22 protein-coding genes are annotated in these 21,664 nt (G+C 65.0%); 11 read left to right on the plus strand and 11 right to left on the minus strand.

Annotated elements, in window-relative coordinates; genetic code table 11:
• The first annotated feature begins 68 nt into the window (after positions 1-68).
• Genes ACVOLV_RS05310 through ACVOLV_RS05325 form a run of 4 tightly spaced genes read left to right on the plus strand, consistent with a single transcriptional unit; the run spans position 69 to position 2,211 of the window.
• A complete protein-coding gene (locus tag ACVOLV_RS05310; RefSeq protein WP_481553492.1) occupies positions 69-737 on the plus strand; it encodes a glutathione S-transferase family protein in 669 nt (222 codons plus the stop codon).
• Between the two features lie 12 nt (positions 738-749).
• Complete coding sequence (locus ACVOLV_RS05315) at positions 750-1,016, plus strand: putative signal transducing protein (RefSeq protein ID WP_481517299.1); 267 nt, start codon at positions 750-752, stop codon at positions 1,014-1,016.
• A gap of 31 nt (positions 1,017-1,047) precedes the next feature.
• Positions 1,048-1,698, plus strand: coding sequence for a peptide-methionine (S)-S-oxide reductase MsrA (gene msrA / locus ACVOLV_RS05320; protein WP_481553522.1), 651 nt, complete (start codon positions 1,048-1,050; stop codon positions 1,696-1,698).
• Between the two features lie 3 nt (positions 1,699-1,701).
• Entirely contained in the window at positions 1,702-2,211 is a 510-nt protein-coding gene (locus ACVOLV_RS05325) for a flavodoxin family protein (RefSeq protein ID WP_481553493.1), read from the plus strand.
• 183 nt (positions 2,212-2,394) lie between these two features.
• Here ACVOLV_RS05325 and ACVOLV_RS05330 read toward each other — a convergent pair whose 3' ends face one another.
• The 5 genes from ACVOLV_RS05330 to ahpC form a co-directional block, all read right to left on the minus strand.
• Complete coding sequence (locus ACVOLV_RS05330) at positions 2,395-3,363, minus strand: transaldolase (protein WP_481553523.1); 969 nt, start codon at positions 3,361-3,363, stop codon at positions 2,395-2,397.
• Positions 3,364-3,394: 31 nt separating this feature from the next.
• A complete protein-coding gene (gene rnk / locus ACVOLV_RS05335) occupies positions 3,395-3,820 on the minus strand; it encodes a nucleoside diphosphate kinase regulator (protein ID WP_481553494.1) in 426 nt (141 codons plus the stop codon).
• A 353-nt stretch (positions 3,821-4,173) separates the two neighbouring features.
• Positions 4,174-5,106: a LysR substrate-binding domain-containing protein gene (locus tag ACVOLV_RS05340; protein ID WP_481553495.1), complete on the minus strand. Its 933-nt coding sequence runs from the start codon at positions 5,104-5,106 to the stop codon at positions 4,174-4,176.
• A 79-nt stretch (positions 5,107-5,185) separates the two neighbouring features.
• Entirely contained in the window at positions 5,186-6,778 is a 1,593-nt protein-coding gene (ahpF, locus tag ACVOLV_RS05345; protein WP_481553496.1) for an alkyl hydroperoxide reductase subunit F, read from the minus strand.
• Between the two features lie 186 nt (positions 6,779-6,964).
• Entirely contained in the window at positions 6,965-7,528 is a 564-nt protein-coding gene (ahpC, locus tag ACVOLV_RS05350; RefSeq protein ID WP_282267071.1) for an alkyl hydroperoxide reductase subunit C, read from the minus strand.
• 301 nt (positions 7,529-7,829) lie between these two features.
• On the opposite strand from ahpC, the gene prmC reads away from it, so the two are divergent.
• On the plus strand, positions 7,830-8,672 hold the full coding sequence (prmC, locus tag ACVOLV_RS05355) for a peptide chain release factor N(5)-glutamine methyltransferase (RefSeq protein WP_481553497.1): 843 nt from the start codon (positions 7,830-7,832) through the stop codon (positions 8,670-8,672).
• Positions 8,673-8,705: 33 nt separating this feature from the next.
• On the opposite strand, the gene ACVOLV_RS05360 is transcribed toward prmC, so the two are convergent.
• On the minus strand, positions 8,706-8,843 hold the full coding sequence (locus tag ACVOLV_RS05360) for a hypothetical protein (RefSeq protein ID WP_481553498.1): 138 nt from the start codon (positions 8,841-8,843) through the stop codon (positions 8,706-8,708).
• A gap of 74 nt (positions 8,844-8,917) precedes the next feature.
• On the opposite strand from ACVOLV_RS05360, the gene ACVOLV_RS05365 reads away from it, so the two are divergent.
• Positions 8,918-10,180, plus strand: a complete 1,263-nt coding sequence (locus ACVOLV_RS05365; RefSeq protein WP_481553499.1) for an erythromycin esterase family protein — start codon at positions 8,918-8,920, stop codon at positions 10,178-10,180.
• 74 nt (positions 10,181-10,254) lie between these two features.
• Positions 10,255-11,199 (plus strand): prolyl aminopeptidase, encoded by a 945-nt coding sequence (pip, locus tag ACVOLV_RS05370; RefSeq protein WP_481537287.1) that lies wholly within the window; start codon positions 10,255-10,257, stop codon positions 11,197-11,199.
• A 334-nt stretch (positions 11,200-11,533) separates the two neighbouring features.
• On the opposite strand, the gene ACVOLV_RS05375 is transcribed toward pip, so the two are convergent.
• A complete protein-coding gene (locus ACVOLV_RS05375; protein ID WP_481553524.1) occupies positions 11,534-12,421 on the minus strand; it encodes a LysR family transcriptional regulator in 888 nt (295 codons plus the stop codon).
• Between the two features lie 104 nt (positions 12,422-12,525).
• Here ACVOLV_RS05375 and ACVOLV_RS05380 point away from each other — a divergent pair, with 104 nt between their 5' ends.
• The gene (locus ACVOLV_RS05380) at positions 12,526-13,959 is read left to right on the plus strand and encodes an MFS transporter (protein WP_481553500.1); all 1,434 of its coding nucleotides are present in this window, start codon (positions 12,526-12,528) and stop codon (positions 13,957-13,959) included.
• Positions 13,956-14,642: a DUF7716 domain-containing protein gene (locus ACVOLV_RS05385; RefSeq protein WP_481553501.1), complete on the plus strand. Its 687-nt coding sequence runs from the start codon at positions 13,956-13,958 to the stop codon at positions 14,640-14,642. Before ACVOLV_RS05380 ends, ACVOLV_RS05385 begins: the two co-directional genes overlap by 4 nt.
• 165 nt (positions 14,643-14,807) lie before the next feature.
• Here ACVOLV_RS05385 and ACVOLV_RS05390 read toward each other — a convergent pair whose 3' ends face one another.
• From ACVOLV_RS05390 to ACVOLV_RS05405, 4 genes are read right to left on the minus strand one after another with little or no spacing between them, the layout of a single operon-like run.
• Positions 14,808-15,626 (minus strand): N-formylglutamate amidohydrolase, encoded by an 819-nt coding sequence (locus ACVOLV_RS05390; RefSeq protein WP_481553502.1) that lies wholly within the window; start codon positions 15,624-15,626, stop codon positions 14,808-14,810.
• Positions 15,619-16,170, minus strand: a complete 552-nt coding sequence (locus ACVOLV_RS05395; RefSeq protein ID WP_481553503.1) for an NUDIX hydrolase — start codon at positions 16,168-16,170, stop codon at positions 15,619-15,621. Before ACVOLV_RS05395 ends, ACVOLV_RS05390 begins: the two co-directional genes overlap by 8 nt.
• Entirely contained in the window at positions 16,167-17,114 is a 948-nt protein-coding gene (locus ACVOLV_RS05400) for a 5'-3' exonuclease (RefSeq protein ID WP_481553525.1), read from the minus strand. The genes ACVOLV_RS05395 and ACVOLV_RS05400 overlap by 4 nt, the downstream gene beginning before the upstream one ends.
• The gene (locus tag ACVOLV_RS05405; RefSeq protein ID WP_481553504.1) at positions 17,102-17,677 is read right to left on the minus strand and encodes a nitroreductase family protein; all 576 of its coding nucleotides are present in this window, start codon (positions 17,675-17,677) and stop codon (positions 17,102-17,104) included. The genes ACVOLV_RS05400 and ACVOLV_RS05405 overlap by 13 nt, the downstream gene beginning before the upstream one ends.
• Before the next feature lie 311 nt (positions 17,678-17,988).
• On the opposite strand from ACVOLV_RS05405, the gene ACVOLV_RS05410 reads away from it, so the two are divergent.
• Together ACVOLV_RS05410 and ACVOLV_RS05415 are read left to right on the plus strand one after the other, a co-directional pair.
• On the plus strand, positions 17,989-20,298 hold the full coding sequence (locus ACVOLV_RS05410) for a DUF1631 domain-containing protein (RefSeq protein WP_481553505.1): 2,310 nt from the start codon (positions 17,989-17,991) through the stop codon (positions 20,296-20,298).
• Between the two features lie 255 nt (positions 20,299-20,553).
• Positions 20,554-21,657 carry an NAD(P) transhydrogenase subunit alpha gene (locus tag ACVOLV_RS05415; RefSeq protein WP_481553506.1) on the plus strand — a complete coding sequence of 368 codons (1,104 nt, stop codon included), beginning with the start codon at positions 20,554-20,556 and terminating at the stop codon, positions 21,655-21,657.
• The last annotated feature ends 7 nt before the right edge of the window (positions 21,658-21,664 follow it).

Here is a 21,664-nt window from a genome sequence, read left to right on the forward strand (position 1 = left end):
AGCCGAGCCGGGCGTTGGCTGCCGGGACGGAGCTATGCTGGGCTCTCCTGCCACGTGGATTCGCCCTGATGGACCGCCCCGTTCTGGTGATAGGCAACAAGAACTACTCGTCCTGGTCGCTGCGCCCGTGGCTGCTGCTGCGCCATTTCGGGGTGGAGTTCGACGAGGTGCGGCTGGCCCTGGATACGCCCGGTTTTGCCAGCGAAGTGCTGCAGCATTCGCCGACTGGCAAGGTGCCCGCGCTGCGTGATGGCGCGCTGCAGGTCTGGGATTCGCTGGCGATCTGCGAGTATGCCAACGAGCGCTGGCTGGGCGGACGCGGCTGGCCGGCCGACCTGGCCCAACGCGCCGTGGCGCGGGCAGCGGCGGCGGAAATGCATTCAGGTTTCACCGCGCTGCGCAGCCAGCTGCCGATGAACAGCCGCCGCCAGCCCGATGGCTACCGCTGGGATGCCGCCGCGCAGGCCGATATCAACCGGGTCCGCGCGCTGTGGAGCGAGCTGCGCCGCCAGTACGGTGCGGGCGGCGAGTTCCTGTTTGGTCAGTTCGGCATCGTCGATGCGATGTTCGCACCGGTGGCGGTACGCTTTGACGGCTATGGCGTGGCGGCGGAGGGTACGGCGGGCGACTACCTGCAGGCGTTGTTGGCGCTGCCGGCGCTGCGCGAGTGGCGCCAGGCCGGTGCGGTGGAAACCGAGCAGCTTGCTGCCACTGATGACCTGCGCCGGCCGGTTTGAACGGAGAATCAAATGCAGCTGATCTACCAGACCAATAATCTGTTCGACGCGCATCTGGTCAAGCACGCGCTGGAAGATGCCGGCATCCCGGCCTTCGTGTTCGGCGAGTCCCTGCTGGGCGCGGGCGGCGAGCTCCCCCTGTTCGGCCTGCTGCGGGTCTGCGTACCCGATTCGGCCAAGCCCGAGGCCGAGGAAATCGTCGCTGCGCTGGGCTTGGACGATGGCCCCGCCGACCCCATCTTGGATGACGATGAAGCGCCGGGATTCCTCCCGGCCTGAGGAACTGACCATGTTGGGAATCGGCCAAGGGATATTGGGTATCGGTGCGTTCAAACAGCGCCTGCCGCGCCCGGAAGAAGCGCTGCCGGGGCGGGACACACCGCTGCCGCTGCATAACCAGCATTTCGTCAACGGCCAGCCCTTGCAGGCCGATTTTGCCGGGCTGCAGGTGCTGGACGTGGGCCTGGGCTGCTTCTGGGGCGCCGAGCGCAAGTTCTGGCAGCTGCCGGGCGTGGTGACCACGGCGGTGGGCTATCAGGGCGGCGTCACCCCGAACCCGACCTATGACGAAGCCTGTTCCGGCCTTACCGGCCACACCGAGGTGGTGCGGGTGGTGTTTGACCCGGCGCAGGTGACGCTGGAGACGGTGCTGCGCACCTTCTGGGAAAACCACAATCCGACGCAGGGCATGCGCCAGGGCAACGACACCGGCACCCAATATCGGTCCGCGATCTACTGCCACACGCAGGAACAGTACGACGCGACGCTTGCCAGCCGTGCTGCCTACCAGCAGCAGCTGACTGCATCTGGTTTCGGCGAGATCACCACCGAGATCCTGTTCCCGGCACCGCCGTTCTACTACGCCGAGGATTACCACCAGCAGTACCTGGCGAAGAATCCGAATGGTTACTGCGGGATAGGCGGCACCGGCGTGAGCTGCCCGATTGGCCTGGATGTCTGAGCCGTGAGGGCCCCACCGCGCCGTTTGCTGGTGGTGTGGCACAGCTTTACCGGCGCCACTGCGGCGATGGTGGAAGCATTGGTGCAGGGTGCACGCGCGAGTACCGGTGATGCGGTGCAGGTGATTGCCTTGCGCGCTGCGGATGCGAGTGCCGACGATGCACTGGCAGCCGATGCGGTGGTGTTTGCCACGCCGGAGACATTGGCCTCGATGAGCGGGGCAATGAAGGATTTCTTTGATCGCAGCTATTACCCGTTGTTGGGGCGCTGCGAAGGCAAGCCGTATGCGCTGCTGGTGTGTGCTGGATCGGATGGCCAGCCGACGATTGCGCAGTTGCGCAGGGTGGCGTTGGGTTTGCGTTTGAAAGAAGTGGCCGAGCCGGTACTGGTGTGTACGCAGGCACAGACGGCGGAGGCGATTGTTGCTGAGAAGAAGCTGCCTGAGTCGCAGCTGGCGCGGGGCCGTGAGTTGGGTGCACTGCTCGCAGCAGGGCTGGAGCTGGGAGTGTTCTAGTTTTTGCTCCGGCTCAAGCCCCTCTCCCGTTTACGGGAGAGGGGTTGGGGTGAGGGCGCTCTTGAAGCACGTGGAGCAAAAGCTTTGAAGCTTTAAAAGCTCCCCTCATCCGGCCTTCGGCCACCTTCTCCCGCAGGCGGGAGAAGGGAGGTATCAAGCGTCATGCAGTCTGCTGGGCCAGCCTCAGCCGCCCAACTCATCCGCAATCCGCTGACGCAAGGTCTGCAGATCCTTGGCAAACGCCTCAATACCAGTAGCCAGCTTCTCGGTGGCCATCGGATCGGCCGCCATATCCGCATCGAACTTGGCCTCGTCGATCGCAGCGACGTTCACCGCCTCAGCAGCACCGGCCACCAGTTTGCGCGGCAGCTCGCCGAAGTCAGCATCCAGCTTCTCCAGCAGGTCCGGCGAGATGGTCAAACGATCACAGCCAGCCAGCGCTTCGATCTGCGCAGTCGAACGGAACGAGGCACCCATGACAACGGTGCTGGAGCCGCGGCGCTTGAACTCGGCAAACACGCCGCGCACGAACACCACGCCCGGGTCTTCGTCGATGTTGGCTGGGGTCTGGCCGTTGGCCACGTACCAGTCCAGGATGCGGCCGACGAACGGCGAGATCAGGAAGGAGGCGGCTTCCGAGCAGGCCAAGGCCTGGGTCGGGTTGAAGATCAGGGTCAGGTTGCAGTCGATGCCTTCGGCCTGCAGTACGCGTGCGGCTTCCACGCCGGCCCAGGTGGCGGCGATCTTGATCAGCACCTTGCTGCGCGGCACGCCGGCCGCTTCGTACATGGCGATGAACTCGCGCGCCTTGGCAATCGTGGCCTCGGTGTTGTGTGCCTGGTCGGCATCCACCTCGGTGGAGACGCGGCCCGGCACCAGCTCGGCCAGCATGGTGCCGACGCCGACGGTCAGACGATCGACCACGGCATTGGCGATGGCCTGCTTGTCACCGCTTTGGGCACGGCCCCACTGCAGCTCGCGCTCGATCAGGCCGGCGTAGACCGGCAGGTCGAGGGCTTTCTTCACCAGCGTCGGGTTGGTGGTGCAGTCGACCGGGCGCAGGCGCTTGATGGCGTCGTAATCGCCGGTATCGGCGACGACGACGGACAGTTCACGCAGCTGGGCGAGCTTGGAGGGGGCCTGGGACATCATGGTTTCCTGTTGCAGGTGCGGCGCAGTGCGCTCAGCGGTGGAAATCACCAGCCGCTTCGGGCTGATAGTGAACGGCGGTGACGCGCAGGCGCAGCTGGCGGCCGCCCGGGGCGGTCCAATCGATGGTCTGGCCAACCGACAAGCCCAGCAGGGCACTGCCAACCGGCGCCAGCACGGACACGCGGCCCTTGTCGAAGTCCGCTTCGTGCGGATAGACCAGGGTCAGGGAATGTTTTTCGTTGTGCAGTTCGTCTTCGCAGTCCACACGGGAGTGCATGGTGACGATGCCTTCGGGGATTTCTTCCGGCGGCAGCACCTGCGCGCGCTCAAGCTCCTGCGCAAGGGCAACAGCGGCCGGGTGCCGGCTCAGCGCCGGGGAGTCCAGCAGGGCCTCAAGGCGGGCCATGTCACGGGTGGAAACAACGATGGATGGTGGCAGACCGCTTTGGCTGGTCATGGGAATTCCTTATCTGATTGAAAAGCAAGCAAAAGGCGACGCTTTGTCGGCGCCGCCCGGATTTCGATTGTGCTGGTGAAGCGGGCCGTTGGCGGCCCTGTGAAGATCATGGGGCCGGTGCGGCCCGGATGCAATGTGGGGGAGGGGGGTGTTCAGGTTTTGGGGTGCTACGGAGCTTACCCCTCCCCGGGGGGGGGGGGGGGGGGGGGGGGGGGGGGGGGGGGGGGGGGGGGGGGGGGGGGGGGGGGGGGGGGGGGGCGGGGCTGGGGGCCCCCCGGCCCCCCCCCCCCCCCCCCCCCCCCCGCCGCCCCCCCCCGCGGCGCCCCCGGGGAGGGCTGGGGAGGGGTACGCGCTTAAGCTTGAACCCGCGCGGCTTCAGCATCCGCCTCAAGTAACTCCGCCGGCAGCTGTTTGAACAACTGCGAGAACTGTTCCAGGAACGCGCCCATCGCCGAGCTGCGGCGCCAGACCATGCCGATTCGCCGGTTCGGCTGTGGATTGCCCTCAAACGGGATCAATCTGACGTTCTCCGAGCGCGCCACCGGCGGTTTCACCGCCAGCATCGGCAGCAGGGTGACGCCGACGTTGGCCGCCACCATCTGCCGCAGGGTCTCCAGGCTGGTGGCCTGGAACTCGGATTTCTCCAGCGCACCGGCCATATGGCAGACATCCAGCGCCTGGTCGCGCAGGCAATGGCCATCCTGCAACAGCAACAGGCGTTGGTCGGACAGGTCATCCAGCGTCAGCGAGCGGTGGCTGGTCAACGGGTGGCCTTCCGGCGCGGCCAGCACGAATGGTTCCTCGAAGAGAAACTCGGTGTGCAGCTGCTCGTCGGCGACTGGCAGCGCCAACAGCGCGGCATCGAGCTGGCCGTTGCGCAGCTGCGCCAGCAACACATCGCTCTTTTCCTCGACCAGCAACATCTCCAGCTGCGGGAAGCGCTGGCGGATCGCTGGCACCACGTGTGGCAGCAGGTAGGGGCCGAGGGTCGGGAAAATGCCAAGCCGCACGGTGCCGGCTTCCGGATCGCGGGCGCGGCGTGCGGCTTCCTTCATCTGTTCCACTTCGGCCACGATGCTGCGCGCACGCGCGGCGGCCTCGCGGCCGGCCGGGGTCAGCATCACCTTGCGCGGCGCGCGTTCCACCAGCGGCACGCCCAGCTCTTCTTCCAGCTTCTTGATCTGGGTGGACAGGGTGGGCTGGCTGACGAAGCTGGCCGCAGCGGCACGGCCGAAGTGTTTGTGCTCGGCCAGCGCCACCAGGTATTTCAGGTCACGAAGGTTCATGTCGGGCTCCGCTCATGCAGGCGTCGGCAGCTGCCGGCGCGGTCAAATCAAAGCCCCGCAACGCGGGGCTTTGAGGGCTTCATGCGGTTGCTGCCTCTACCGCTGCAGGCTGCAGCACCGGTGTACGGATCAGATGATCGAAGGCGCTGAGTGCGGCAGTCGAACCGGCGCCCATCGCGATGATGATCTGCTTGTACGGCACCGTGGTGCAGTCGCCGGCGGCAAACACGCCCGGCACATTGGTCTGGCCGCGATCATCGATGATGATCTCGCCGCGACCGCTCAGCTCCACCGTGCCACGCAGCCACTCGGTGTTCGGCAGCAGGCCGATCTGCACGAAGATGCCTTCCAGCTCGACCCGGTGCGAATCGCCACCGACGCGGTCGGTGTAGACCAGGCCGTTGACCTTCTGGCCATCACCCAGCACTTCGGTGGTCTGTGCGTTGAGCACCACCTTCACGTTGGGCAGGCTGTTGAGCTTGGCCTGCAGCACCTGGTCGGCACGCAGCTTGCTGTCGAATTCGAACACGGTGACGTGGCTGACGATGCCGGCCAGGTCGATGGCTGCTTCCACGCCGGAGTTGCCGCCGCCGATCACCGCCACGCGCTTGCCCTTGAACAGCGGACCGTCACAGTGCGGGCAATACGCCACGCCCTTGTTGCGGTACTCGTCTTCACCGGGCACGTTCATCTGCCGCCAGCGGGCGCCGGTGGACAGGATCACCGTCTTGGACTTCAGTGAGGCACCGTTCTCCAGCTGCACTTCGACCAGGCCATCGGCACCGGCCGGCACCAGCTTGGCCGCGCGCTGCAGGTTCATGATGTCCACCTCGTACTCACGTACGTGGGCTTCCAGTGCGGCGGCGAGCTTCGGGCCTTCGGTGTGCTGCACCGAGATGAAGTTCTCGATCGCCATGGTGTCCAGCACCTGGCCACCGAAACGCTCGGCGGCAACACCGGTGCGGATGCCCTTGCGTGCGGCATAGATCGCCGCCGCCGCACCGGCCGGACCACCGCCCACCACCAGCACGTCGAATGCATCCTTGGCCTTGATCTTCTCGGCCTCGCGGGCAACGGCGCCGGTGTCGAGCTTGGCGACGATCTGCTCCAGGCTCATGCGGCCGGAGTCGAACATCTCGCCACCCTGGAACACCATCGGCACCGCCATCACCTGGCGCTGTTCCACTTCCTGCTGGAACGTACCGCCCTCGATCACCGTGGTGCTGATCTTCGGATTCAGGATCGCCATCAGCGCCAGCGCCTGCACCACGTCCGGGCAGTTGTGGCAGGTCAGCGACATATAGACGTCGAAGCTGTACTCGCCGTCGATCGCGGTGATGCTGTCGATGACTTCCTGCGCGACCTTCGGCGGATGGCCGCCGGTCCACAGCAACGCCAGTACCAGCGATTCAAATTCGTGGCCAAGCGGCAGGCCGGCGAAGCGCACGCCGTGGTTCTGGCCTTCGCGAGCGATCACGAAAGAGGGCTTGCGCACATCGTTGCCGGAGGTATCCAGGGTGATCTTGCCGCCACCGGCCGCGACGATATCGTCAAGCAGGCCGCGCATGTCCTGGCTGGCGCTGCTGTCGTCGAGCGAGGCGATCAGGCGCAGTGGCTGGCGCAGCAGGCCCATGTACTGCTGCAGCTGGGTCTTGAGGCTGTCGTCGAGCACGGTCAACTCCTTGGTTGAGGCAAAGCGGGGGAGTGACGCCCCTGCGTGAAGCGGGGCGCCAGTAAAAATGTAGGGGTGAACCGCAGCGGGCTGCGTGGCGTGCGGGCGTGGTGCTGGCTGGCATCAACACGCTGCGGTTCACCCCCACGCCCGCCGCGAGGGCGGGGTGGGAGCGGGTACGACTTGTTAGATCTTGCCGACCAGGTCCAGCGACGGGGTCAGGGTCTTTTCGCCTTCCTTCCACTTGGCCGGGCACACTTCGTTCGGGTGTGCGGCGGTGAACTGGGCAGCCTTCAGCTTGCGCAGGGTCTCGGACACGTCACGGGCGATCTCGTTGGAGTGGATCTCCGAGGTCTTGATCACGCCTTCCGGGTTGATCACGAAGGTGCCACGCAGGGCCAGGCCTTCTTCTGCAATGTGCACGCCGAAGGCGTTGGTCAGCTGGTGGGTCGGGTCGCCGACCAGCGGGAACTTGGCCTTGCCCACGGCCGGCGAGGTTTCGTGCCACACCTTGTGCGAGAAGTGGGTATCGGTGGTCACGATGTAGACCTCGGCACCGGCCTTCTGGAACTCGGCATAGTTGTCAGCGGCGTCTTCGATCTCGGTCGGGCAGTTGAAGGTGAATGCTGCCGGCATGAAGATCAGGACCGACCACTTGCCCTTCAGCGATTCGTCGGTGACTTCAATGAATTTGCCGTTGTGGAACGCATTGACCTTGAACGGCTGGACCTGGGTGTTGATAAGGGACATGAAGTTTCCTCTTGGGTGTAGGGCGGGGTGAATCGTTGGAGCAAAGACTAATAGGCAGAGACTAATAAAACAAATGAATTGGATGCATCGTATCAATAGATAAAGCCTATCAATCGGTGCTCCAGAACTGCCTCAAGGCCTGATATCGGGTGCTTTGCGGGCTTTCCAAGCCATCGAGAGCCAAGCTGAACGGCGCGGCATAGACCGGATTAATCCCAAGGCGAGGATCATGGCGGTAGGCAGGGACGGATGTGCTGACTATCCTCGCCCTCCTGAAAACCGCTAGCGAAGAGGTAATGCAGTGTCCACGTTGAAGGTTGCCGAGCTGTTGCGGGAGGCCGCTGCACGCCTGCCGGGTGAAGATGCCCGCCATGAGGCCGAGCAGTTGCTGATCCACGTGCTGGGCGTGGAGCGGGCCTGGTTGTTCTCGCATGCCACCGACGAGGTGGAAGCCGACGCCCTGGAGCGCTTCGAGGTGCTGCTGACCCGTCGTGCCGAGGGCCATCCGTTGGCCTATCTGACCGGCCGTCGCGGCTTCTGGACCCTGGACCTGCAGGTCAACACCGCCACCCTGATCCCGCGCCCGGAAACCGAGCTGCTGGTCGAGCAGGCACTGGCACGGCTGCCGGCCGATGGCATGGTGCGGGTGGCCGACATGGGCACCGGCAGCGGCGCGGTCGCCTTGTCGATCGCCAGTGAACGGCCATTGGCCACGGTGATGGCGACCGATGTGCTGGGCCCAACTTTGGCGATGGCGGTGAAGAACGCACAGGCGCACGGTCTGGAGAACGTGTGGTTCCGGCGTGGGCACTGGTACACGGCGCTGGGCGCGGATCGCTTCGACATGATCGTCAGCAACCCGCCGTATATCGCTGCAGGTGACCCACATCTGGTGCAGGGGGATCTGCGTTTCGAGCCGCCGCCGGCCTTGGCGTCTGGCGCGGATGGCTTGGATGCGATCCGCGAGATTGTTGCCGGTGCGCATGAGCATCTGGTGCCCGGTGGCTGGTTGCTGCTGGAGCATGGCTGGGATCAGGGCGAGGCGATCCGCGCGCTGCTGGAGCAGGCCGGGTTTGTGGACGCGCAGACGGTGCAGGATCTGGAGCAGCGTGATCGGGTGACGCTGGGGCATTGGCCGGGTTGAGGTTGTTGTCGCTGCTGTTGCGCTTGCTGCTTGTCAGCTGGTCATTCCCGCCTTCGTAGGAATGACAGCATCGAGAAGCGGAACCAAAGCCAAAGCAGAGCCAAAGCAGAGCCAAAGCCAAAGCAGAGCCAAAGCCAAAGCAGAGCCAAAAGTACTGCTCAAGCTGGTCATTGAAGCCATTTCCTGTCCGTATCACGCACCCCGGGATCTCCCGTAGCATCGCCATTTCCAAGCCGGGGATGCCGATGATCCGTACCGCGTTCGCTGCCGTATTACTGGTCACGTCACTGGGCTGCGCGGCGACGCCAGCCAGCAGCAAACAAGCGCCGCTCCATCCCTTGCGTGAGGGCTCGCCGGTGCAGGATGACTTCGCCGATCTGGCGCCCCTGGGTGAGGCCATCGGCGACAAGCGCATCGTCATGCTTGATGAGCTCACCCATGGCGAAGGCAATATCTACGAGAGCAAGGTACGCACCGTGCGCTACCTGCATGAGCGCAAGGGCTTCGATCTGCTGGTGCTGGAAAGCGGCCTGTTCGATGTCACCCGTTTATGGCGATCACGGCTACCGCTGCGTACCAACGCGCCAGGCAACATCTTCTACATGTATGCCAACAGTGCCGAGGTTTGGCCGCTGTACGACTATCTGGATGCGCAACGTGATACGCCGGATGCGATGCAGCTGGCTGGCTTTGATGGTCGCTTGAGTGGCGGACTCTCACGCCGCCAACTGGTGCCGCAGCTGCGTGAACGCTTGCTGCGGCAGCCACTGGATGAAATGGCACGGCAACGCCTGCAGCTGCATCTGCAACAGGTACAGCAACTGCTCGATGGCAAGCTGGCAATGGCGGACGTCGGCGTACGCCAGCGCTTTCTCGATGATTCGCAGTGGTTGCTGCAACTGCTGCCAGCGCCGGACGCCGAGCACGGCGACGATGTGTTCAACAGCGATGGTTTCTGGCGGCGCATCAACGCCAGCCTGCAACGCATGGCTGAAGTGGCCTGGCAGATGCGACCGTTCGACGAACACGATCCGGTCATGGCCGCCAACCTGCAATGGTTGCTGGAGCAGGCCTACCCGGGGCGCAAGGCCGTCGTCTGGGGGCATTACGCCCATCTGAACAAACTCGGTGGCTACCGCGATGGTCATCCGCGTGGATTTCCGGTAGTGGACAACGTGACCCGCGCTTTGCCGCCTGCGCTGCAGAAGCAGACCTATGTGTTGCATTACGCAGGCGCGCGAGGAAGTTATCTCGACTACATCGATCAGCAGGTCCGCAAGGTGGATGCGCAGCCATCGCAGCTCGAATCGCGCTTGACCGCGAAGGCGTCGGTCGCAGCGGTATTCGTCGATCTGCATGCAGGCAGTTTGCCGGGCGAGGAGGATCCGGCCAGCCGGCTGTGGGGCATGGACTATGCCGACGAATTGACCCTGCCCGAAGCACGTCAGCGCTTCGACGGCATCTGGTTGCTGGATGGCATCACCCCGGCGACGTATGCGACGCCCTGATGGGGCGCTGTGGCGCAGACAAGACCGCAACAACGCTGCGTTAAACTAACCGTCCTGTTCCCAGCGAGGCTGCCATGCGCACGCTCTACCCCGCCATCGAGCCCTACGACACCGGCACGCTCAAGGTCGACGACCGCCACACGCTGTACTTCGAACAATGCGGTAATCCCAACGGCAAGCCGGTGGTGATGCTGCACGGCGGCCCCGGTGGCGGCTGCAGCGACAAGATGCGTCAGTTCCACGACCCGGCCAAGTACCGCATCATCCTGTTCGATCAGCGTGGCTCGGGCCGTTCCACCCCGCATGCCGATCTGGTCGACAACACCACCTGGGATCTGGTCGCCGACATCGAGAAGCTGCGCGAGAAGCTCGGCGTCGACAGTTGGCAGGTATTTGGTGGCAGCTGGGGTTCGACGCTGGCGCTGGCCTATGCCGAAACCCACCCGCAGCGCGTGACCGAGCTGGTGCTGCGCGGCATCTTCATGCTGCGCCGCTGGGAGCTGGAGTGGTTCTACCAGGAAGGCGCCAACCGTCTGTTCCCGGATGCCTGGGAGCACTATCTCAAGCCGATCCCGGCGGTCGAACGCCATGACCTGATCTCGGCCTTCCATCGTCGCCTGACCAGCGATGACGAAGCCACGCGCCTGGCTGCCGCCAAGGCCTGGAGCGTGTGGGAAGGTGCCACCAGCTTCCTGCATGTGGACGATGACTTCGTCAACAGCCACGAAGACCCGCAGTTCGCGCTGGCCTTCGCCCGCATCGAGAACCATTACTTCGTCAACGGCGGCTTCTTCGAAGTGGAAGACCAGCTGTTGCGCGACGCGCACAAGATTGCCCACATCCCGGGCGTGATCGTGCACGGCCGTTACGACGTGGTCTGCCCGTTGGCCAATGCCTGGGAACTGCACAAGGCCTGGCCGAAGGCGCAGCTGCAGATCAGCCCGGCGTCCGGCCACTCGGCATTCGAAGCCGAGAACGTCGACGCACTGGTACGCGCCACCGACAGCTTCGCCGGCTGATAAGCGCGCCCCTGTAGTGCCGAGCCATGCTCGGCAGGGGTTGTCCAGCAAACCAACAAATGCGGGAGCGACGTCAGCCGCGAAGCTGGGAACAATGATCCATCGGGCACTTCTGCCATCTGGACATCTACGAGCTTCGCGGCTGACGTCGCTCCCGCATTTGTTGGTTTGCTGGACAACCCCTGCCGAGCATGGCTCGGCACTACATGCGTCCTGCTTGATCAAAAAATCATCAGCGGCTGCAAAGGTCTGGTGTACAAGGCTTGTGCGGGCTTATCCACAGCTTGTGTAACCGTCAGGGCACAGCCTGTGTGGACAACATGGCATAGCGGTTTCACCATTCGCCGGCCAACAGAGCCTCTGCCAGCACCTTCAACTTGGGCGATACCTGCCGCGATGGCGGATAGACCAGCGACAGTGCACGGGTTCGTCCTTCATGGGCCTGCAATACGCGCTGCAGGCGCCCATCGGCCAGGGCGTCGGCCACGGCGAAGTCCATCACCTGGACGATGCCAATACCAGCCAAGGCGGCCTCCACCAATGGGTCGCCGCTGTCGAACACCATCCGCGTCGGCGGGGTGAAATCGTGCATCTGTCCATCCAGTGCTCGGAACTGCCAATCCACCAGGCGCCCACTGCGCAGATTGCGCACCGCCAGGCAGGTATGTTCGTGCAGCGCTTCCACCGTTGTGGGCTGGCCATGGCGGGCGAGGTAGTGCGGCGCGGCAACCGTTACCCAGCGCAGCGGCCGCAACGGTCTTGCCACCATCCGTACATCGCTGATCGTGCCGGTGCGCAGGGCGGCATCGAATCCCTCGTCGGCCAGGTCGACCAGACGGTCATTGAGCACCAGTTCGAACTGCAGTTGCGGATGCGCGGCGATCAGCTTTCCGGCCAAGGGCACCAGCACCTTGCGGCCGAACATCGAGGGCGCGGTCAGCTTCAATACGCCTGAGGGAACGCATGGACGATCACCCAACTGGCGCTGTGCATCTTCCAGTCCACTCAGCAATGGCTGGCAGTGTTCGACGAACTGGCGCCCATCCGGGGTCAGGCTGACGTTGCGGGTATTGCGGTGGAGCAGGCGCACCCCCAATGACTGCTCCAGCCGGCTGATCGCCCGCGACAGGCCGGATTGGCTCAGGCCAAGCTGGCCGGCGGCAACGGTGAAGCTGCGGGCATCGGCAACCTGCACCAGCATGCGTACGGCGTTGAGGTCCATGGCGTCCATTGATGCAAATCCGCATTGCACATATGTGTGTATCCTGATTTATCTGCGCGACGTCATCAATAAGACTGTGCACCCCGCGCTTCTGGATTCAGGCAATGCAGGTTTCACCGTCTCCACTTTCCGCCACACCGCGGCTGGCGCTTGCGCTGCTTGCCACGGCGCAGCTGATCATCGCCCTGGATGCGACCATCATCTTCGTCGCCCTGCATGACATGGGGCGCGCGCTGCAGATCAATGCGCAGCAGCTGCAATGGGTGGTCAGCGCTTACACCGTCGCTTTCGGCGGCTGCCTGTTGCTGGGTGGCCGCGCGGCGGATCTGCTCGGCAAGCGGCGTTTCTATCGGCTGGGCATGGCCTTGTTCGCATTGGCTTCGCTGGTTGGCGGCTTCAGCAGCAGCGCTTGGCTGTTGGTGGCGGCACGGGCGGTGCAGGGCATTGGCGCGGCCTTGTTGTTCCCGGCCACCCTGGCCTTGATCAATACGCTGTACGCCGAAGGCGCGCCGCGCAATCGCGCGCTGGCGATCTGGAGCATGGCCAGTGCCGGTGGTCTTGCATTGGGGACGTTGCTCGGTGGCGTGCTGACCCAGCAGTTCGGCTGGGCATCGGTGCTGCTGGTGATCGTGCCGATTGCCGGGGCCTGTGCAGTGTTGGGTGGCTATTGGTTGCCGGTGGACGGCCCGCGTGCGCGCGGCCGCTCCTTCGATCTCGCCGGCTGTTTCACGGTGACTGTCGGCGGCAGCTTGCTGGTCACCACCTTGGTGCAGGGGCCGGAATGGGGTTGGGCAGCGCCGATAACGCTGGCTTGCCTGCTGCTGTCGCTGTTGTTGCTGGCAGCATTCGTGCTGATTGAACGGCGCAGTGCCGATCCGCTGATGCACTTCGCCTTGCTGCGGGTGCCGGGGCTGCGCGCCGCGATGTGGCTGACCATGTTGTTCATGAGCAGCTTCGGCGTGCAGTACTACTTCCTTGCGCTGTATTACCAGGATGGCTACGGCTGGAGCCCATTGCAGGCAGGCATGGCGTTCCTGCCGCCGACCCTGGTATGCACCGTCGGCATCCGCATCGCCGAGCGCATGCTGGCGGTGCGTTCGCCGCGACAGGTGCTGGCATGGGGGCTGGCGGCGGGGGCATTGGGTATCGCAGGCGTTGCGGCTGCCTTGCCGCACGGCGCTGGCTACTGGCCGCTGCTGCCGGGCATCGTGCTGCTCAGCTTGGGCCAGGGTATGACCTGGACGGCGATGTGGATCGTGGCCGGGCAGGGCGTTCCCGCTGCGCAGCAGGGCGTAGCCTCCGGCATGGCCGCGACCGCGCAGCAGATCGGTGGTGCGCTGGGCCTGGCCGTGCTGGTAATGCTGGCCAACGCGGCGCGCGCAACAGCGCCAGCCGACAGCGCGCAGGCGCTGCAGGGCCTGGTCAATGCGCAATATGGCGCTGCGCTGTTCGCCGCGCTCGGCGTGGTGGTTGCATTGAGTCTGCGTCCAGCACCGCTAGACTGCAGCTCCGCCGATTGCCAGCCCAGCGACGCATGATTGAACTGTTGGATCTTCGCCAGACCTTGGACAGCTTCGCCAGCTGCAATGACGATGATGAAGTCTGGGCGCGCTACGGCTGGGTCCATGCCAGTGATGGTGGCGCCTTGAACGCGTCGTTCTGGCTGCCGGCCAGCGAGGCGGAAGCGTTCGATGATGACGAGCTGCCGGCAGCGGCGCGTGCCATGGGGTTGTCGAGTTTCCTGGAACCGGCGACTTTCGCCGATGTGCTCGATGTGCAGAAGCGCCAGCGTCCGTTATCGACGCTGGAAGATTATGCAGCGGCACTGGACTACTACGTCGAGTACGATGCGTTCCTGCAGGTGCCGGGTATCGATGAAGCCCTGGGCGAGGCTTCCGACGCGGAGCAGGATGCGGCGAGGGCGATTGGTGTTGGGCCTGGCATCTACGCCAGTTTCGACGTGGTGCTGGCGCAATGCCCTGCGCAGCACGTGAAGGATGCAGCGCGGCAGGTGGCGGCGTTGCTGGCGATGCCGATTGGCGAGGCTTTGGCTGCTTGCCGTGATCTGCCGTTGTGTTTGGGTGAACAGCTGGATCGCGAACGCTGCGTCGGGATTGTCATGGCTTTCGATGCCTTGGGCGTACCGTTGCAGGTGCGGAGCTACAAACCCTTCCCGTGGTCCGCAGTGCCAACGCCGACGGTTGTTGTAGGAGCGGCGTAAGCCGCGGAGCTGGCAATGCATGGTGCGAGGTATTGCTGTTGCTGGAAGCAGCATCAGCTTCGCGGCTTACGCCGCTCCCACAAGAGCAGCGGCACCCTGTAGTGCCGAGCCATGCTCGGCAGGGGCTCTACAAACACTCCATCAGTTTCGCGGCTTGCCTCGCTCCTACAACACGGCGCTGCGCGGATCCTGCATTGCGAGCAACATCGGCTGCAGATTGCGGAATATCCGCTCCAAACGCTCCGCCCAGGCCTGCTGACCTGACACATCGGCAATCAGGTCCTGGCGGATCTCCAGCTCCACATGCACCAGGCCCCGAGCTTCGCCGTGCACCGGCACCGCATAGTCACTGCTGCGGTTCACCGAATACGGCTGGTTGTCGCCAACCACCAGATCGCCTTCCTCGCGCAAGGCCTGCAGCAGCGCATGCGCGAAACGCGTGTCCTGGTGGTAGAGCACGCCTGCATGCCACGGACGTTCCACGCCGGCCATCGCCGGGGTGAAGCTGTGCATCATCACCAGCAGCGTTGGCATGGCCGCATCGCGACGACGGTCCAGCTCGGCGTCGATACGAGCATGGTAGGGCGCGTGGATCGCATCGATACGCTGTTGGCGCTGCTGCGGATCAAGACCGAGATTGGCGGGAACAACGGTGCCATCGCTGACTTCAGGAATCAGCGTCGGCGACACCAACGGCCGGTTGCAGTCGATCAGCAGCCGCGAATAGGTCTGCTCGATGGCCCAGGCATCCAGGCGCTTGGCCAGGGCGCGCGTAGTGCCCGCGATGCCGATATCCCAGCCGATGTGGCGGTCCAGTTCGGCCTGCGGCAAACCCAGGTCCTGCAGTGCCAGCGGCACGCGCTGGCCGGCATGGTCGGCCAGCAACAGGAACGGCGAAGCGCCGTGCGGGTTGTGCACGCTGAAGACCGCCGGATCATCGCTGCCGAGCAACGGTGCAGCGCTGTGCAAGCCAGAATCAGCCACGCGCACGTCCATCCAGATGGTGTTCGATCATCCACAGGCCGGCCCACAGCTTGGCATCCAGCTCGTAGCCCTCGCCCATCTTCTCCACCAGCCAGGCTGCCGCGCGCTGGCGCGGGATGCTGTGCACGGTGATGTCTTCGCTGGCATCGCCGCCACCGTCGCCGATCTTGCGCAGGCCGGTGGCGCGCACGAAGGCGATCTTCTCGCTGCTGGCGCCGGCGGAGGTGGGGCCGACCATCAGCACTTCGGCATGGTCGGCGCTCCAGCCGGTCTCTTCTTCCAGTTCGCGGATGGCGGAGCTCTCGATGGACTCACCGGCATCGATATCGCCGACCAGCCCGGCCGGCATCTCGATGGTGCGCGCCTGCAGCGGCACGCGGAACTGCTCGACGAACAGCACTTCATCGTCCGGCGTGACCGCGATGATGATCGCAGCCAGGCCGCCGGCATGGGTGCGCTCGCTGTACTCCCAGGTGCCGCGCACCAGCATGCGCTGGTATTTGCCTTCATAGACGACGCGGGGGGCGGTGGTGTTCTGGCTCATGCGTACTCGCTGGCTGGAGTGGAAGGGGATTGCAGCCCGGCGGCGGTCATCAGCCGGCGCCGGGTCATCGGGCCGAAACGCAGTGCCTCGCACAACCCGCCGAGCATGTCGCCGTCGCCATTGGCGCGCACGAAGCCAGCGGCGGCGTTGTGCAATGGCGCGTTCAAGGCAACTGTAGTCAGCTGCCGAAACAGCAGTGCCTGTTGGCGCTGCTCACGTAGCCGCACCGCCATGGTCGCAGCGCCGCGCAGGCGCAGGAACGGTACTTCGTCGATGCGTTCGAGCAGGGCGTCCATCGTGCCGAAATGGGCCAACAGCACCGCCGCCGATTTGGCACCGATGCCGGAGACGCCGGGGATGTTGTCGACCGCATCGCCGCTCAGCGCCAGGTAGTCAGCGACCTGGTGGGCGTGCACGCCTTGCCGTGCCTTGACCCCGTCCGCGCCCCAGCGCTGGTTGCGGGCGTAGTCCCACTGTTCGTCGTGCTCCAGCAGCAGCTGCGACAAATCCTTGTCGGCCGAGACGATAACCCCGCGCAGGCGGCCGCGGCTGGCATGCAGGGCACTGCCGATCAGGTCGTCGGCCTCGTATTCGCGGTCGGCCAGTACTTCCAGGCCCAAGGCGGCGCACAGCGCCTTGCAATGGGCGAACTGGCGGCGCAGTTCTTCCGGGGCCGGGTCGCGGTTGGCCTTGTAGGCCGGATACAGCGCGTGGCGGAAACAGCTGTCCAGCGCCTCGTCGAAAGCCACCGCGATGTGCTGCGGGCGCTCGCGCTCCAGCAGGTCGAGCAGGAAGCGGGCAAAACCGTGAACTGCGTTTACCGGCCAGCCCTGCGCATCCTGGAATTCATTGGGGATGGAGTGCCATGCGCGGAACACATACAGACTGGCATCGACCAGGTAGAGCGGCTGCAGTGGGCCATTGGCAGCACTCACGGCTGCCAGTCCTGCAGCAGCTTTGCCGGATCGGGGCGTTCGCGGTCGGGCACGGCGATCTTCGGGGTGCCGATATGGATGAAGCCAACGATCTGTTCGTTGTCGGCCAGGCCCAGGTGGCGGGCGACTTCCGGGTCGCTGGCCATCCATGCGGTCAGCCATTGCGCGCCAAAGCCGCAGCCCTGCGCGGCCTGCAGCAGCGCGAAGCAGGCGCAGCCGGCGGTGAGCAACTGCTCCTGCGCGGGCACCTTGGGGTTGTCCTGCAGGCGGGCAATCACGGTGATGATCAACGGCGCATGCGAGAAGCGCTGGCGGTCCTTCTCAACCGCGGCTTCGGATGCATTGGGGTCGCGCCGGCGGCTGCGCTGGGCCAGGAATTCGCCAAGGGCGTGACGGGCCTCACCCTGCAGGCGCAGGAAGCGGAACGGCACCATTTTGCCGTGATCCGGCACGCGTACCGCCGATTGCAGCATACGCAGCACGGTGGCGGAGTCCGGCGCAGGCTCGCCCAGTTGCAGGGAGGGCACCGAATGGCGCTGATCCAGCGCTTGCAGGAAGCAGTTGTCGGACATGGTTCACAGGGGCTGAGGCGGCTACTAAGTATAGACGCCGCCCATGTACCGGCCGTTTAGCGCAGATCGGGGTCGGTTTTGTGCGCTGTGTCGTGTGCCCTGAACAAGCAACGGGTCGCTAATAATCGCTGACACGCTTAGCATTGCTGGTAATGCGAGGAAGGGCTCATGAGGTAGGAAGTGCGTACTGCATCACTGACCCTGTTCATCTTCTCCGCCTACCATGCGCGTGCGGATTCAGGGGCCGCGTCTGCATTTCCTCAATCGTTCAACAGAAGACCAGCGCCTGTGAGGGTGTGGAGCCTTTGCGCATGATGTCCAGTCCGCATCCCGCCGGTCAGCCCGGTCGTAACCAGAACCTGCTTGGCGTGGCCCGCGAGGCCGCCTTGCCTGTGCTGTCACAGGCCTTTGCCAAGGTGCTGGCGGGGTTTGACGATGCCTTGTTCGACCGTGCCGAGACGGCCGGTCCCTCGCAACTGGCATTTCTGGACGGTATGCGTGAGCTGCGCCGCCGCCGCGACGAGATCTCCCGCCGCTTCGATTCGCACCTGCAGCAGGCCTGGGCTGCGCTGGATGCGGGCACCCCGCAGTCAGCGGAAACCGTGCTGGCTGGGCAGAGTGACGGCGGTCTGAGTCTGGTGCCCGAACACATACTCGAGTCGCGGCTGGCGGTGCGCAATTTCGCTACCGTGCTGCTGCGTGACTGGAAACAGGTCTTGCTGCGCATCGATCACCGTCTGGCCTGGGTGGCCGGGGTGGCGGGTCTGGATGCCGACACCAACCCGATCGGCCCGGAGCACATCGGCGTTGCCGTGCACGAGGCTTTCTATACCTGTGACCTGACCGCGGAAGTGCGGTTGGTGTTGTTCAAGCTATGCGAGCGTGAGTTCGCTGCCGGTATCGGCAAACTGTACGAGGCGGTGGACGAGCGTCTGGCCCAGGCTGGTGCCGCACCTGAGATCGCCGCGCCGCGTCGTGCCAGTCCGCAACGGACCGTGGCCGAGCAGATGGCGCAGGCAGTGCAGGAGGAAGAGGAAGGCTTCGACCCGGGCCACGCGCCGATGTGGGCGCGGCGGTTCTCCGAGCGCTGGAGCCAGCGTCGCGGCAGCATGGCCGGGCAGGCTGCCGCACAGGCAGCGGCGGGCTTCGAAGCCGAGCAAGCCTATGGCAATCCACAGAACATGGTGTTGGAAGCGCTGCACGAGTTGCTGGCGCAGAGCCGGCAGACCCGTGAGGGCGCGTCGGCAGCTCCAGGCGATGCAGGTCAGGCTGGTACTGGTCACCAGCGCTCCTTGAACCAGCGCGAGATGATGTCGGTACTGTCGCTGTTGCAGGCCACCCCGAGCGCCACCCTGCGTGCGGCGGTGGGTGAGGATGGCGAATCGCTGGCGCAGCGGCTCAAGAGTGAAGTGCTGTCCGGCGCGACACGCCTCGGCGTGGACCCGCAGCAGGCGCACCTGGATCCGCAGGACGAGGATGCCATCGACCTGGTCGGTATGCTGTTCGACGTGATGCTGGACGAGCGTGACCTGGAAGGCCGTTCGCGCGAGCTGATTGGCCGGCTGGTGGTGCCCTTCGTCAAGGTTGCCATGCTTGACCGCCGCATGTTCGTGCAGAAGACCCATCCGGCGCGCAAGCTGCTCAACTCCCTGGCCGAGGCCTGCGAAGGCAATGCCGGTGAAAGCCAGGCCGAGCGCGCCTTGATGGGCAAGGTCGAAGAAATCATTGAAAGGCTGACCGCCGAGTTCAACGAGAACCTGGCGATCTTCCTTACCCTGGAAGAAGAGTTCCGCGACTTTCTGGCCCAGCATCGCCGTCGTATTGAGATAACCGAGCGCCGTGCCGCCGAAACCCAGCGTGGCCAGGAGAAGCTTGAGGTTGCACGCAACCGTGCCAGCGCCGAGCTGGACAAGCGTGTTGCCGACACCAGCCTGCCCAAAGCCATCGATGATTTCCTGCGCCAGCCCTGGAGCCACCATCTCACCCTCACCCTGCTGCGCGAAGGCGAGGAAGGCGAGGGTGTGAGCGAAGCGCTGAAGCTGGCCGACGACCTGCTGGAGGAGGTTGCCGAGGCGCGCCGCCATATCGTCGGCAAGCCGTGGTTGCAGTCCAGCCAGCCGGGCCTGCGCAAGGTGTTTGCCAGCGTCGGCCTGCACGGCGACGGCGGCACCACCGCCATCGACGCCCTGCATGACACCTTGCAGTCGGTCGCCGAGCTGCGTCCTGAACTGGAGCGCGCGTTGCCGGAGCTGCCGCAGGTCGCGCTGCCGACACCGCCGGCACCGGACACCCCGGCCATCGAGTTTGGAACTGCTACCAAAGCCGAGGACTTCGACGATACCGATGCCGAGCGTTTCCGCCGGATGGAAATCGGCACCTGGCTGGACTTCATCGACAAGGACGGCAAGATGCAGGCAGGCAAGCTGTCCTGGGTGAGCCCGATCTCCTCGCGCTTGTTGTTCGTCAACCGCCGCGGCATCCGCTTCTGCGTGGCATCGCCGGAAGAGCTGGCGGTGATGGTGCGGCTGGAACGTTTGCGTCCGCATGTGGATGACGGCGCCTTCGATAGCGCCATGCAAGGCGTCATCGATCGCCTTGAGCCTCAGGGCGTCCCGAACTGATCTCGGTCAGGCAGGTGAATGCCTGCCATAGCGCATCGCCCTTCCGCATGACCTCGCCGGCAGCGCCGGCGGGGCGACTGGGCTGCGCCCGCAGATCGTCGATCGTGGCTCTCGACAGCGGTGCGGGTCGTTGTCGACCGGCTTGAGTTGCGCGCAGGGCCTGACTGATCGCACGCCGACAGCCAAGGGTCTGCCGCACAAGGCATCGGCTTTGCTACGATCCGGCGGTTGATCCGCTGCGCATCGAGGACTGGAATGGCCGTAGATGTCTGGGTATTGAAGGAAACCGCTGAAGGCGAACGGCGCGTTGCCGCCACGCCGGAAACGGTGAAGAAGCTTGTCTCAGCCGGCGCGCAGGTACATCTGCAGGCCGGCGCAGGTACGGCCGCGGGCTTTCCCGATCAGGCCTATGTGGATGCCGGTGCGCAGCTGGGTGACGCGCTGGAAAGCGCGGAGCTGGTGCTGTGCGTGCAGGCGCCGTCCTTGCCCACCATTGCCCGCCTGAAGACGGGTGCGGTGTTGGTTGGTGGTGTGCAGCCTGAGGCCGACGCGGCGCGTGCGGCTGCACTGCAGGCACGGCAGTTACAAACGTTTCCGTTGGAACGGTTGCCACGCACCACCCGAGCGCAGGCAATGGATGTGCTGAGTTCGCAGGCTGGCATGGCTGGCTACAAGGCGACCTTGATCGCCGCGCAGCTGGCGCCGCGTTTCTTCCCGATGCTGACCACCGCTGCCGGCACCATCCGCCCATCCAAGGTGTTGATCGTTGGTGCTGGTGTAGCTGGTCTGCAGGCGGTTGCCACGGCGAAGCGGCTGGGTGCAGCGGTTGAGGGCTTCGATGTGCGTCCGGAAACCCGTGAGCAGATTGAGTCGTTGGGCGGCAAGTTCCTGGACCTGGGCGTCAGCGCGGCAGGTGAAGGTGGTTACGCCCGGCAACTGACCGACGATGAGCGGGCCGAACAGCAGCGACGTCTGGCCGAGCATCTGAAGGGTGTGGATGTGGTGGTCTGCACGGCGGCTGTGCCGGGTCGCCCGGCGCCGAAGATTGTCACCGCTGCGATGGTGGCGGGGATGCGACCGGGTAGCGTGATCGTTGATCTGGCTGCTGAGACCGGCGGCAATTGCGAGGCAACGCAGCCGGGGCAAACCATCGAGGTCGGCGGCGTGACCGTTGCTGGTCCGCTCAACCTGGCCAGCATGGGCGCGGTGCACGCCAGCGAGATGTTCGCGCGCAACGTCTACAACTTCGTGGCTTTGTTCCTGAAAGACGGCAAGCTGTCGTTCGACTGGAACGATGAGCTGCTGGCCAAGACCGTATGGCCACAGCGTCCGGCCGGTGGCGAGATTCCGCCGGTGTGACCGCCGC

It is taken from the genome of Stenotrophomonas sp. STEN023, assembly GCF_056760135.1.